This window comes from Thalassotalea profundi, from assembly GCF_014653195.1.
Taxonomy (GTDB): Bacteria; Pseudomonadota; Gammaproteobacteria; order Enterobacterales; family Alteromonadaceae; genus Thalassotalea_B; species Thalassotalea_B profundi.
The window spans coordinates 103175-116275 of sequence record NZ_BNAH01000002.1 but is presented as its reverse complement, the minus strand read 5'-3'; the positions used below and the strand labels follow the sequence as shown (position 1 = coordinate 116275).

12 protein-coding genes are annotated in these 13101 nt (G+C 37.3%); 3 read left to right on the top strand and 9 right to left on the bottom strand.

What is annotated here, in order from left to right; all coding sequences use genetic code 11:
• Positions 1 to 42: 42 nt before the first annotated feature.
• From IE155_RS02660 to IE155_RS02625, 8 genes are all read right to left on the bottom strand, one after another.
• Positions 43 to 756, bottom strand: coding sequence for a DUF3379 family protein (locus tag IE155_RS02660; protein WP_189376560.1), 714 nt, complete (start codon positions 754 to 756; stop codon positions 43 to 45).
• A complete protein-coding gene (locus IE155_RS02655; protein WP_189376559.1) occupies positions 749 to 1264 on the bottom strand; it encodes a sigma-70 family RNA polymerase sigma factor in 516 nt (171 codons plus the stop codon). The genes IE155_RS02660 and IE155_RS02655 overlap by 8 nt, the downstream gene beginning before the upstream one ends.
• Before the next feature lie 147 nt (positions 1265 to 1411).
• Positions 1412 to 3097, bottom strand: a complete 1686-nt coding sequence (locus IE155_RS02650) for a BatD family protein (protein ID WP_189376558.1) — start codon at positions 3095 to 3097, stop codon at positions 1412 to 1414.
• A complete protein-coding gene (locus IE155_RS02645; protein ID WP_229816987.1) occupies positions 3091 to 4962 on the bottom strand; it encodes a vWA domain-containing protein in 1872 nt (623 codons plus the stop codon). Before IE155_RS02645 ends, IE155_RS02650 begins: the two co-directional genes overlap by 7 nt.
• Positions 4959 to 5969, bottom strand: coding sequence for a vWA domain-containing protein (locus IE155_RS02640; RefSeq protein ID WP_189376556.1), 1011 nt, complete (start codon positions 5967 to 5969; stop codon positions 4959 to 4961). Before IE155_RS02640 ends, IE155_RS02645 begins: the two co-directional genes overlap by 4 nt.
• On the bottom strand, positions 5962 to 6441 hold the full coding sequence (locus IE155_RS02635) for a DUF4381 domain-containing protein (protein WP_189376555.1): 480 nt from the start codon (positions 6439 to 6441) through the stop codon (positions 5962 to 5964). The genes IE155_RS02640 and IE155_RS02635 overlap by 8 nt, the downstream gene beginning before the upstream one ends.
• Positions 6429 to 7439, bottom strand: coding sequence for a DUF58 domain-containing protein (locus IE155_RS02630; RefSeq protein WP_229816986.1), 1011 nt, complete (start codon positions 7437 to 7439; stop codon positions 6429 to 6431). The genes IE155_RS02635 and IE155_RS02630 overlap by 13 nt, the downstream gene beginning before the upstream one ends.
• 62 nt (positions 7440 to 7501) lie before the next feature.
• The gene (locus IE155_RS02625; protein WP_189376554.1) at positions 7502 to 8458 is read right to left on the bottom strand and encodes an AAA family ATPase; all 957 of its coding nucleotides are present in this window, start codon (positions 8456 to 8458) and stop codon (positions 7502 to 7504) included.
• Positions 8459 to 8774: 316 nt separating this feature from the next.
• Between IE155_RS02625 and fadI the strand changes: the two genes are divergently transcribed.
• From fadI to IE155_RS02610, 3 genes are all read left to right on the top strand, one after another.
• Entirely contained in the window at positions 8775 to 10079 is a 1305-nt protein-coding gene (gene fadI, locus IE155_RS02620) for an acetyl-CoA C-acyltransferase FadI (RefSeq protein ID WP_189376553.1), read from the top strand.
• Positions 10079 to 12214, top strand: coding sequence for a fatty acid oxidation complex subunit alpha FadJ (gene fadJ, locus IE155_RS02615; RefSeq protein ID WP_189376552.1), 2136 nt, complete (start codon positions 10079 to 10081; stop codon positions 12212 to 12214). Before fadI ends, fadJ begins: the two co-directional genes overlap by 1 nt.
• Positions 12215 to 12372: 158 nt before the next feature.
• On the top strand, positions 12373 to 12606 hold the full coding sequence (locus IE155_RS02610; RefSeq protein ID WP_189376551.1) for a hypothetical protein: 234 nt from the start codon (positions 12373 to 12375) through the stop codon (positions 12604 to 12606).
• Positions 12607 to 12823: 217 nt separating this feature from the next.
• Here the strand turns inward: IE155_RS02610 and IE155_RS02605 are convergent, their stop codons facing one another.
• Positions 12824 to 13057 carry a hypothetical protein gene (locus IE155_RS02605; RefSeq protein ID WP_189376550.1) on the bottom strand — a complete coding sequence of 78 codons (234 nt, stop codon included), beginning with the start codon at positions 13055 to 13057 and terminating at the stop codon, positions 12824 to 12826.
• Positions 13058 to 13101 lie beyond the last annotated feature (44 nt).

Sequence of the window (13101 nt, the reverse complement as noted above, 5' to 3'; positions counted from 1 at the left end):
GCCTAATAGCATATCGTTTGCTATTAGGCTTTATTCAATGGGTTATGTAGAGATACGAACTTTTTGACTGATCTGAGCCTGCCATTTTTTTAAAGGCTCATTCTTATCACCGACAATAATAATGTTGTTATTGTAAAAATTATTTACCAGTCCTTGCATGTGCTCATTTTCAAAGTGATCACCTACTTTCAAATATTCACTCTTAGGTACAATAAAAATGTTTACCGGGGTTGACTGTCCTTTGAATACCAAATGTAAGCTTTTTGTACCATCGAATCGACAATAATTTGCGGCGATCAATTCGCCTAGTTGCTCTAAGAAAACACCATTAAATGCCGACATCTTTTGGTTTAATTTGGTTAAGCTAACTCTGGTTTTAATATCATTATTAAAATATTCTGCTTCATGATTAACGTGAGCAATAGCATAGTCACTTATTGTTTTATACGTATGTGAAAATTGCATTAAACTAAAAGTGATACCAAAGGTTATAGCAACAGAAGCCGCTAATGCTAATTGAATACGAGTTTTACGTTTATGTTGTTTATGGCTAGCAAAAGTTTGTTTAAGCAATAATTTCTTTGCAAGATCATCAGGAACAGGAACATTCAAAGCATTGAATATTTTATCTTCGAGTATTGATACTTCATGGGCAAACTTTTGCTTTTGTGGATCCTTAGATAATGCCTCTATTAAGTCATTATCACGATTATTGGGATCTGCGTACAAACTACGTCTAAATTGCAAATCATCCATTATATTGACCTCTTACTTCCGGCTCTTCATCAAGGGCTTCTTTTAACTGATTACGCGCTCTGAAAAGTCGCGTCATTACGGTATTTTTATTGAGCGATAATAAATCTGCAATTTCTTCACCGCTAAAACCGCCGATAACTTGTAGCACTAATGGCTCTCGATATTCTTCAGGCATTTGAGCTATTTTGTCTCTAAGCCAGTGATTTTCAATTTCTTGTTCACTGCTATGTGCATTAACATCAAGAATGCTTGCTTCTTCGTATTCACTCATTTCAAAGCGTTTACGCTCGAATCTTCTAGCGTTTTCTCGCCTTAAAATAGTAATAAGCCAAGATTTAGCTGCCTTCTCGTCTTTTAGTGAGTCAAGAGATTTCCATGCGCGAAGAAAGGTTTCTTGCACAACATCTTCAGCTACATGTTTATCGTTGGTAAGCCAGTACGCATAACGAAAAAGATCACTATGAAGTGCGTTAACTAATGCTTCGTATCTAGTTTGTTTAGTTGCCATAAATAATTATTTGTATCGCCATATAGTATTAGACCTGTAGTTACAGGTATTAATTTCAATAATGAGAAATTCTTTATAATAGAATCACTAATAAGCATAGCAGTTAATAGCTATGCTTATTAAAAGTAATTGACTTTGGCGTTTATTCTATGGGTTTAAAGAAAACCTAGTCTTTGTTGATTTAATTGAAGAAGAAAAAGTTTTGTTGATGGTTTGTATTAAACTTAACAATTGATCGCTGTTAAATAGTTGTGGTGAGGGGCCATAGCAAGCTTGTTGAAGTTCAGTCACTGCTTGCTTAAAAGCGGGGTCAGATACTTGCTGATAAACGTCTGATAGCGAAGTTAATTGCTGTGAAGTTAATTGGTTAAACCAAGGTAAAATTAAAGACATCATTAATTTTGTATCCCCCTTTTTACCTGCAGCGAGTAAAGCAAGGTACATATTACCTTTTTTCTCTTGGTTATGTTTATTTGCGTCTTTCTTATGAGGACCTTTTACAGCATGTCGTTTAGCAGAAAGCCACCAAGCAAAGCAAGTCAATAGCCATAGTCCCAAAAATAACCATTGTAACCAAGACGCCTTTTCAATAATTACTTGCGAAGGTGGAGTAATAGCTGAATTTGAAGGCACTGTCTCTGGTTCAGCATTATTGAGCGGTGTATTTTGCTGAGGCAGGTCAGCATTCGGTGCTATGGTAATATGCTCGGCAGGTATTGTCGCATGCTCCATACGGTTTGTTTTTGTATTCCACCAAGGAATACGTATTTCTGGTAAAAGGTAATTGCCTGGTTTACTGGCAACAATTGCAAAGTTCCGGACTTTCTGACTCACAAGTCGATTATTATTTATGCCGGTATGTAATTCCGCTTGATCTGGATAAATTTTTAAGCCACCAGGCACTTCAACGTTAATTAAGGGCAATTGTTCTTTTGATAAACCAGCGGCCGTTAGCGTAATAACACGAGTAATGGGTTCACCCACCTTAAATTTTTCCGCTTCTGGTTGCCATTCTTGATGTAAGGCGATTAATTCACTTGGTAACCACACGCCTTGATAGTCTTGGGGTATAGGTTTAACCGTAATTGCTATTTCTTCACCAACAACACTAACCGGCTTAGTTTCGGCAAAACTTAGGAAATTGCTCCGTCGAGCCGATGGTTGCATAATTTCACCAGAAAACAATGGAGACTGAATAACCATTTCTCCACTTTGTTGTGGGCTTATTGCATAAGTTCGTTCAATGACGCGATAGCGTCTTCCATTAATAATGGTTTCGTTTTCAATATCTTTACCTATTTGGGTGATATTTGCACCAGGTAAGGTGGGCTCTGTTAAGCTACCTCGTTTTAATTCTGAAGAAAAATGTAATTTTACCGTTAAAGTAATTTGCTGTTGTACATATACTTCCTTGGCCGAGATGTCGTTAGTAATAAATATATCTTGTTGAATATTGGCAGCGGAAGTGTCTGATGGCGATACAACCTTGAGTGTTATGGGTTGAGTTTTTTGACCTTCAATACTAAAAGAGGGAATAGAATATGTACCTTCTTGCTTAGCAATGAGTACGGTAGTCCATTTAGTTAAACGAGTTGTTTTGAAGTTGACCATACTCGTTTGTGAGCTTACTGAGGTACGTCCAACAATAAAGTCATCTAATAATGGGCTAGTGTCAAGAGCGTTAGCGTCAATGTCATCATCTGCAGTTATGGTTAATACGAATGATTCATTAGCAATGACTGGGTTTTTATCAACTGAAGCAATAACCTCTGCTAAAACATGTGCTTCTAGCAAGAAAAATAAACCTAGTAGGCAAAGTATTTTTTTTACCACTTTTTCTTAACTCCTGTTTGACTCGAGTTGTGACGTCGTTTTTGATATTCAATTTGCATTTTATTACGAAGTAATAAATATGGATCATCCGTTACTTTATTTAAAAGTTGTTGATGTTTTTGTTCAGTTTCTTTATCTATCTGGGCTTGCGCCATTTCTGCAGCTTGTTTTTCAGTGGGTTGAGGTGCTGAATTTTCCTCAGACTGTTGTGCTTCATTTTCTTGTTGTTGTTTTTCCTTATCGGCTTCAGCTTTTTGCTGCTCAGATTGCTCAGATTGCTCAGATTGCTTAGATTGCTTAGATTGCTCTGGTGTATCCGGTTGATTTTCGTCGTTTGACTGAGGTTGATTACCTTGGTCTTGTTGTTGCTTTGAGTCTTGTTGCTTACTTTGATCCGAATTTTGTTGGGGATTTTGATTTGAATTTTGCTCAGAGTCTTGTTGTTCTTGTTGATCACTTTCTTGTTGTTGGTTTTGATCACTGTTTTGTTGGTTGTCTTGTTGTTGCTTTAACTGTTCCACTAATGCCTTATTGGCTTTAGCATCTTCATTGTCAGGTTGTTGTGCAATAGCTTTTTCATAAGCTGTGATAGCTTCGTCAAATCTATGTAATTTGGCCAAAGTATTCCCTTGGTTATAAAGAGATTCAGGGGTGTTTACTTGTTGAAAAGCGGCCAAGGCTTCTTCATATTTTTCAGCTTTAAAAAGTGCACTACCTTGCCATAAAGGATCTGTAAATTGTTGAGCAGCTTTTTCGTATTCTTGGGCTTGAAAGTGTGCTTGTCCTTGCTGATCTTTTGTTTTCCATAAATCTTGCCAAATATCAGCATGGGCTTGTTGAGTAGGAGTTAACATTATTGAAAAAGGTAAAATAACTAATAAACTGCCACGTCTGAAATAACCAAGCACTAAAGGGAGGACTAATAAGAGCAAATAAGGGCCGAATTCCTGCCATTGATCACCGGTATTATTAACATTTTCAGACTTTTTTTCTTGTTCTAGTTCTAGTGGTTTCTCAAGTAATTTTTTAATATCGGTATCATTCGTGACTAAAGTTGAGAAATTACCTTGTGCACGCTCTGCAATTCCTCTTAACGTAGATACTGGAAGTTTGGGTATAATAATCGCGCCATTATCATCTTTCATTAACTCGCCATTTGTTAATTTTATTGGTGCTCCAGCTTGTGTTCCCACTCCGAGAATATTCAGCCGATGAGGGTGATTTCTAGTCCATTCTGTAATGTCCTGAATATCTGAGTTGTCTACACCATCAGTAAACCAGTAGATATCGCCACTAAGATGCCCAGCGTTTTTTAACATTTGGTCGGCTAGCGAAAGTGCCGCATATGGATTACTGCCGAGTTCGGGCATTAGGTCAGGACTTAATGAAGGCAGTAATAATTTAATATTATTACTATCTTCGGTTAAAGGGCTAATAACAAATGCATCACCAGCGTATGCTATTAATCCTATTTCACCTTCATTTAAGTTTTCAAGTAAATCGATAGCTTTATAACGAGCACGAGTTAAACGATTAGGCGCGATATCTGTAGCATATAAAGAATATGACATATCCATGATCAATATAGAACCGCGAGCAACTTGATAGACGGGTTGGGGTAATTTTTTCCATGTAGGCCCCGCTAAAGCTGTTATTATCAATAAACCAATAATAAATGGAAGTGTAAGTGAAAGCTCCTTGTTATTTTCTTTACTATCAATAAGTTTATTCGCTAAATGCTTAGGGAGTAACTGCTGCCAACCTGATTGACTTATGCGATATTTTTTTAATAAGCGTATCGCAAAGACTAATACAATAATAGCGATTAACCACCATGGACGAATAAAATGGAAATCACTCATCATAAGAAGTCCTCACTGTGCTTTTTTGTACGGATTGATTGACTAATTGTTAGCCAAAATAGATAAATAAAACTGATAAACAGTGCAAGTGATAACGGATAATAAAATAATGATGTGAGAGGACGCATCTGCTGTTGTTCTTGTTCTACTGGTTCTAATTCATCAAGTAATTGATAAATTTTCTCCATATCTTCACTACTGCGCGCACGAAAATATTGGCCATTAGTTTGGTCAGCCATACGCTTAAGTGATTCTTCATCAAGCTCACTGGAAGGGTTAACTCGTCGTGCACCAAAAAGTGATTTTTGTATCATAACGTCAGCACCGATACCAATTGAATAAATGGTGATGTTTTTGGCTATAGCAAGCTCTAAAGCTTGATCAGGGGTTATTTTCCCAGCGGTATTTTGACCATCAGTTAATAATAATAAAACCCTGTTGGATTCTTTCTTTTCATCGAAGCGTTTTACCGCTAAAGCTATAGCGTCACCGATTGCGGTTTGTTTTCCAACTAAACCTAAGACTGTTTCATTTAACATTTGTTGAACTGTATTTCTATCGTAAGTCATTGGTGTTTGCATATATGCGTCATCACCAAATAAAATTAGACCTAGACGATCTCCTACCCGACGATCAATAAATTCACTTAATAATGTTTTTAACATATCTAGACGGTTAACGGTTTGGCCATTTAAGCTCATGTCTTCCACTTGCATACTGCCGGATAAATCAACCGCTAACATCATTTCTCTACCTTCAGTAGGAATATTAATGGCTTCACCTAACCACTGAGGTTGGCTTGCGGAAACGACTAGTAATATCCATAGGATCGCCAATAACCAAATGGGTGTTTTTTTACGGCTGTTACTCACTGATTGAGCTTTAATGCCAGGTACTAAAGTTGGCATTTTTAAGGATGCCGGTTCTTTATATGATTTTGCTGGTAACCAATAAATTAGTAGGGGCAAAGGAATTAATACTAGTACCCAAACAAGATTAAAACTAATCATGACTTACCTCAGCTTTAGCATTGTTTTTAGTTGGTAGCGCATGCTTTAACCAAAGTAGGGCGGCTTGAAGTAAATCGTTATCAAGCGAACTTTCAGAGGGGTGATAACGATGGTCGAATCCATTTTGTGATAATTTTTTAAATTTTTCATGGTGTTTTTCTGGTAAATGTTTTAAGAAAAACTCAATGAGTTGTTCACCGTGAAATTGTGCAATCGTTTGTCTTGGAAAGTATTGAATAGCGGCCCATTTAAGAGTAATAATAATTTCATCATTGTTTTCAATGGGTAGTGATAAACGCTTGATGGCTTCACGTTGAAATTTTGTTACTTTTCTGTGGCGAATAACGGCATGAATAGCCAGTGCTATTAATACGATGGTGATCATTAATAAAATCCACCAACCGTAGGCCAAAGGGTAATTATTTATCGCTTCAGGTATGTGAATATCTTTAAGTTGAGCTAACGGATCCAAGACGCAACTCCATCTTTTAATTGATGTTCAATTGATTGCCCAGCGCTAAAATGCAATAAACGAGCGCCAGCTTTGGTTAGTGATTGTTCTATAGTTTGATTAAATACTTCGGCTTTATAGCGATAAAAATCAGCAGTACGTGTATCACCTAAAGTTAATTGTTGTTGATTGATACCATCACTAATACTGACATTAACTTTCGTTTTACTTTCTGGTAATTCATGCTCTAGAGGATCTGATAATAAACACATGACTAATTCACAGTGCTGAGAAATGCTTGATAAATGACGGATTGCCTCTTGGCTAATGCTATGGCCGTCTGTGATAAAATACACCAAACTACCTGGACGAGATATTTGTCTCGCTCTTAAACAGTTTTCTTCAAAAAATAGATCTGCTTTTGCATCATGTACAGACGTTTTATGTTGAAGCTCAATACTACTTTTATGTGTGGCAATTAGAGTATTTAGGTAATGCAGTACCCCTTGCTGACGGCTACGAGGCTTTAACTCAGTATGTTGTTGTTGGTTAAACACAATCCCACCAATGCGATCACCACGGCTTTTAGCATGCCAAGCGACAAGTGCTGCTAAATGTGCAGCCTGTACAGATTTAAATAATAATTTTGAACCAAATAACATGTTATGGCTCAAGTCAGTAATGATTTGTACGGGACGTTCTATTTCTTCGCGAAAAAGTTTAGTGTGAGTCGTGCCTGTACGAGCCGTAACTCGCCAATCAATAGCACGTATGTCATCACCAGTTTGATAGTGACGTACTTCGTCAAACTCCATACCGCGACCCTTAGATCGTGCTAAGTAGTTTCCCGACATTTTGCCATGTAAATTACGTACGGCATTAATATTTATGAGCGAACTTTTACTTTGATAACGCATTAATTCATCTAGAGACAAATTTACCCCATCAGTAGCAAGCTCATTTAATTGCTGCTCTGTATTTTGTTGCTCAATCTTTTCAGGTTTTCGAAACCACATCATTTTAGGTCGATTAGTTTATTTATATAAAACACAATTAGCTTATCGGAACTAGGGTAGAACAATTAAGCTACAGCAACTAAACTAAGAATATGATCTAGCAACTGATTACTATTTATACCTTCCGCTTCCGCTTGATAAGTTAATAATATTCGGTGGCGTAATACATTATGAAATACTGCTTGTACGTCTTCAGGACCAACAAAATCCCGACCATGTAACCATGCTCTTGCACGAGAACAGCGATCAAGTGCGATAGTCGCTCTTGGACTTGCACCATAGGCGAGCCAGTTTTTAAGTTTGTCGTCATATTTTTCTGGCTGACGTGTTGCCATAATCAAATCGACAATATATTGCTCAATAGCAGGAGCCATGTGAATACTTAGCACTTGTTCCCGAGCTGAAAAAATATCTTGTTGAGATATTTGGCTTAACTGCTTTTTATTTTTATTGATAGCTTCACCACGATTTAAGCGAAGAATTTCTAATTCACTTGCTGCATCAGGATAATCTATTTCTATATGCATCAAAAAGCGATCAAGTTGAGCTTCCGGCAGTGGGTATGTACCTTCTTGCTCTATTGGATTTTGTGTTGCCATTACTAGGAATAATTCAGGCAGTTGGTAGGTATTTCTGCCAACGGTAACTTGACCTTCAGCCATGGCTTCTAAAAGTGCTGATTGCACTTTCGCTGGTGCTCGGTTTATTTCATCTGCGAGTACTAAATTTCTAAATAATGGCCCTGATTGAAAAACAAAAGTGCCATCTTCTGGGCGATAAATATCCGTTCCTGTTAAATCGGCAGGTAATAAATCTGGTGTAAATTGAATTCGATGAAAGTCAGCTTCTACACCGTCGGCTAAGGCATTAACGGCTCGAGTTTTTGCTAATCCAGGAGGACCTTCTACAATTAAGTGACCATTTGCTAAAAGTGCAATAAGTAAATTTTCTACTAATGCATGTTGACCAATAACTTGCTCAGATAAGTGTTCTTTTAATGATGAAAAATGCTCAATAGCCATAATTAATTAGTTACTTGTTGTTTAAAGGTTGTTATACAAATTCATTCGACTTGTTTGTAGATATATGGTTCAACAAATAAAAAACAACTGCTACTGATAAATTGTAAAAAATTTTATCTAAAAATGAGTTAGGCTTTAGTCAGATAGACGCTTGTAAGATAGAGTATTATAGTTTTTTTGTAGGTCTGATAATTAGACTTTATGTTTTTCCTAGAAGCTATTTAAAATAAAAAGCACGCTTTAGTTGAAAAAAGTAATTTAATGGTTAGAATTGAAGCATAAACCCAGAGGTCAGACCTCTTGTTAAGGAAATAGAATGACAGTTAAACTTCAGACAGCAAGTGGAGAACGTATTGCAATTGTAGCAGGGTTACGTACACCATTTGCGAAACAAGCAACAGCATTTCATGGTGTACCTGCGGTTGATTTAGGCAAAATAGTCGTTAATGAACTAATCAAACGTAGTGATATTGATCCACAAATTATCGAACAGTTAGTTTTCGGTCAAGTAGTACAAATGCCGGAAGCCCCAAACATTGCTCGTGAAATTGTTTTAGGTACGGGTATGAATGTTCATACGGATGCCTACAGTGTATCACGCGCTTGTGCGACTAGTTTTCAGTCTACTGTTAATATTACAGAATCAATTATGGCAGGCTTGATTGACGTAGGTGTCGCTGGTGGCGCTGATTCTTCATCTGTTGCGCCTATTGGTGTTTCTAAAAAGTTTGCGCGTACTTTACTTGATTTAAGTAAAGCAAAAACTTTTGGACAAAAGTTTGCTTTAATACGTCAGCTTGGCTTGAAAGATATTTTACCTGTACCACCGGCAGTAGCAGAATATTCAACGGGCCTTTCTATGGGGCAAACTGCCGAACAAATGGCTAAAACGCATGGTATAACTCGTGAAGCTCAAGATGAATTAGCGCATAGATCACATACCTTAGCGACAAAAAGCTGGAACGAAGGCAAACTTGACGGTGAAGTTATGGCAACCCATGTTGAGCCTTACAAAAGTTTCATCGATAAAGATAACTGCTTTAGAGACAATTCTGAACTGGCAAGTTACGCAAAATTACGTCCAGTATTCGATAGAAAACACGGTACAGTTACAGCAGCTAATAGCACAGCATTAACTGATGGTGCTTCTGCCGTACTTATGATGAGAGAAGGGCGTGCCAAAGAGCTAGGCTATAAGCCTTTAGGTTATGTTCGTAGTTATGGTTTTGCTGCTATTGATGTTTGGCACGATATGTTAATGGGCCCAAGCTATGCGACTCCTATTGCGTTAAAACGAGCTGGACTAGAATTAAAAGATTTAGACTTAATTGAAATGCATGAAGCTTTTGCTGCTCAGGCCTTAGCGAATATGAAAATGTTTGCTAGTGATAAATTTGCACAAACTCACTTAAATAGAGATAAAGCTATTGGTGAAATTGATATGGATAAGTTTAATGTAATGGGGGGCTCATTGGCTTATGGACATCCATTTGCAGCAACAGGGACACGTTTAATCGTTCAAACATTAAATGAACTTAATCGTCGAGGTGGTGGTATTGGGCTAACAACAGCATGTGCTGCTGGTGGTTTAGGCGCAGCAATGATAGTGGAGACAGATTAATGAGCAATAATACCTTTACTCTGAAAAAGCAAGAAAATGGTTTAGCACATTTGATCATGGATGTTCATGGGGAGTCTATGAACACGTTAAAAGCTGAGTTTGCTGATGAAATCGCGCAAGTGCTACAAGAAATTAAAGCTGATACTAGCTTAAAAGGGGTTATCTTATTAAGCGGAAAACCTGATTCTTTTGTTGCGGGTGCTGACATCAATATGTTGGCAAGCTGTCAAAGTGCTGCGCAAGCAACTGCACTTTCTAGACAAGGCCAAATGATTTTTGATCAAATTGCTAATTTAAAAATTCCGGTAGTTGCGGCTATAAATGGTGCATGTTTAGGCGGTGGACTCGAATTAGCAATGGCGTGCCATGCGCGTGTGTGTAGTGATTCAGAAAAAACAGCATTAGGCCTTCCTGAAGTACAACTAGGTTTATTACCGGGCAGTGGTGGTACACAACGTTTACCTTTATTAGTTGGTATTCAAAAAGCGTTAGATATGATGCTAACCGGTAAACAATTACGCGCTAAACAAGCGTTAAAAGCCGGTTTAGTTGATGATGTAGCACCCAATAGTGTGTTGATCAGTGTTGCTGAAAAGTTAGCATTATCTGGCAAAGTAAAAACAGGGCAACAACATAAGCGTGAAATAAAGCTTTCATTTGTTGGTAAAATACTTGAACGAACAGCCTTAGGCCGCAAATTACTTTTTAATCAAGCACTAAAAAGTGTATTAGCTAAAACTAAAGGTAATTATCCATCTCCAGTGAAAATCATTGACTGTGTGAAAGTAGGGATTGAACAAACGTTAGCTAAAGGGTATCAAACTGAGGCTGATCATTTTGGTCAATTAGTGATGAGTCCTGAATCAGCTCAACTTCGTCAAATATTTTTCGCGACAACTGATATGAAGAAAGAACAAGGCATTGAAGGTGTTGATGCTTTACCTTTTGCAAATGTTGGTGTTTTAGGTGGGGGGTTAATGGGAGGTGGTATCGCCTTCGTTACAGCGACAAAAGCTAATTTACCGGTAAGAATTAAGGATATTTCTCATAAGGGAATTCATCACGCTTTAAAATACTCGTTTGACTTATTAAATAAAAAAGTCAAACGTCGTTTTATCCGTAAAAGCGAAATGCAAAAGCAAATGGCTATGATCACTGGCACGCTTGACTACAGTGGTTTCAAATCTGTTGATGTAGTAATAGAGGCTGTATTCGAAGATTTATCATTGAAGCAGTCAATGGTTGCTGATATCGAAAAAAACTGTAAAGAGACAACTATTTTTGCAAGTAACACATCTAGTTTACCAATTGGGAAGATTGCCGCGAAAGCTGAACGCCCTGAAAATGTAATTGGACTTCATTATTTTTCCCCTGTTGATAAAATGCCGTTAGCGGAAATTATTGCTCATGAGAAAACCTCAGATACTACGATTTCAACCACGGTCGCTTTAGCGAAAAAACAAGGAAAAACTCCGATAGTTGTTAAAGATAAAGCCGGTTTTTATGTTAATCGTATTCTTGCACCCTACATGAATGAAGCTGCGTTATTATTACTTGATGGAACGCCAATTGAAGTATTAGATAAAGCCTTAGTTAAATTTGGCTTTCCTGTTGGCCCTATGCAATTACTTGATGAAGTAGGTATTGATATTGGCTCTAAAATAGGCCCTATTCTTCAAGCTGAATTAGGGGATAGATTTTCCCCGCCACCGGCATTTGAAAAACTTATTGCTGATGGGCGTTTAGGGAAAAAAGTTAAAAAAGGCTTTTATTTATATAACAATGTTAAAAAGAAAACCGTTGATGAAAGCGTCTATGCATTATTAGGTGTCAATAAAAAGCAAGTGGCAGTGTCTGACGATATTTCCTTGCGTTGTGTTTATATGATGCTAAATGAAGCAGTTCGTTGTCTTGATGAAGGGATAATCCGTAATGCAAGAGATGGTGATATTGGCGCTATATTTGGTATTGGCTTCGCACCATTCTTAGGGGGGCCATTCAGATATATTGATACGGTGGGAGCATCTCAGGTTGTTGCTAAAATGAACCAATGGTCGAAAGAGCTAGGTGAGCGTTTTACGCCTTGCGGATTATTGATAAAAATGGCAGAAGAGAATCGTAAATTTTACGATTAATTAAATTGTATTAATGTCATATTATTGCCACTCAAAGGCAATAATTAACCGAAAAGAGGCGATATAATGCCTCTTTTTTTATCCCTATATCGTACAGGTACAGCCTAGATTTATTATTGAATAATTACTCTAATTAACGTATATTATCGTGGATTTATTTGTCTGTTTATACTCGGATTAAAGCTATTATGTTGTTACTTAGTATCGTTAGTATTGCGTTGATATTTTCTGCCTTTTTTTATTGTCAGGCATTGTCAAATGGCTTAGGTCGTAAACGTTGGGCGGTGGCAGGCTTATGTTTTGGCCCATTAATATGGCCGATGTTTTGTATGAAAAAAAGAATGAAACTTAACCGTTTATTCGGACTTAATTATTCATTACTTCGAGCTTAAACTGTAGTAGGGGGGGGGGAATAAAAGACGTATTCCTTATCTAGGTTTTAATATAGTCGCTAACGTCCTTGTAGCGATTATCAGATTTGATTAGCGGGTTTGATTAGCCCCACCAAGTATTCGCAGGCATTTCTTTAATGACTATTCTTGAAGCAATAGCATTTTCCTTTGGTTCTACAATAAAAAAGTTTTTAATAAGTTTTATCATAGCCACCTCTTATAAAGATGTAGTAATTGCTGAGCCATTATCTTCGATACGTACCGACTTGCGTGCAATACGAACGGATTTACGAGCAATGCGTACGGACTTTCGAGCAATACGTACAGATTTGCGTGCTACTACTTCAGGTGTAGCTGTATTGTTATTGTTTTGTTGTAATAAATCTAAAGTATCTGCTGGTTGAGCCGGAGTTGCTGATACTGATAACGCTAATATAATTGATGTTAACATATTCTTATTTTCCTCATTATTAAAGTCAAACTCTAATAAGCGAA

What these genes read in the sequence shown, in the direction of transcription:
- IE155_RS02660 (WP_189376560.1), bottom strand. Translation starts at nt 756, where the DNA reads ATGGATGATTTGCAATTTAGACGTAGTTTGTACGCAGATCCCAATAAT.
- IE155_RS02655 (WP_189376559.1), bottom strand. Translation starts at nt 1,264, where the DNA reads ATGGCAACTAAACAAACTAGATACGAAGCATTAGTTAACGCACTTCAT.
- IE155_RS02645 (WP_229816987.1), bottom strand. Translation starts at nt 4,962, where the DNA reads ATGATGAGTGATTTCCATTTTATTCGTCCATGGTGGTTAATCGCTATT.
- IE155_RS02640 (WP_189376556.1), bottom strand. Translation starts at nt 5,969, where the DNA reads ATGATTAGTTTTAATCTTGTTTGGGTACTAGTATTAATTCCTTTGCCC.
- IE155_RS02630 (WP_229816986.1), bottom strand. Translation starts at nt 7,439, where the DNA reads ATGATGTGGTTTCGAAAACCTGAAAAGATTGAGCAACAAAATACAGAG.
- IE155_RS02625 (WP_189376554.1), bottom strand. Translation starts at nt 8,458, where the DNA reads ATGGCTATTGAGCATTTTTCATCATTAAAAGAACACTTATCTGAGCAA.
- fadI (WP_189376553.1), top strand. Translation starts at nt 8,775, where the DNA reads ATGACAGTTAAACTTCAGACAGCAAGTGGAGAACGTATTGCAATTGTA.
- fadJ (WP_189376552.1), top strand. Translation starts at nt 10,079, where the DNA reads ATGAGCAATAATACCTTTACTCTGAAAAAGCAAGAAAATGGTTTAGCA.
- IE155_RS02605 (WP_189376550.1), bottom strand. Translation starts at nt 13,057, where the DNA reads ATGTTAACATCAATTATATTAGCGTTATCAGTATCAGCAACTCCGGCT.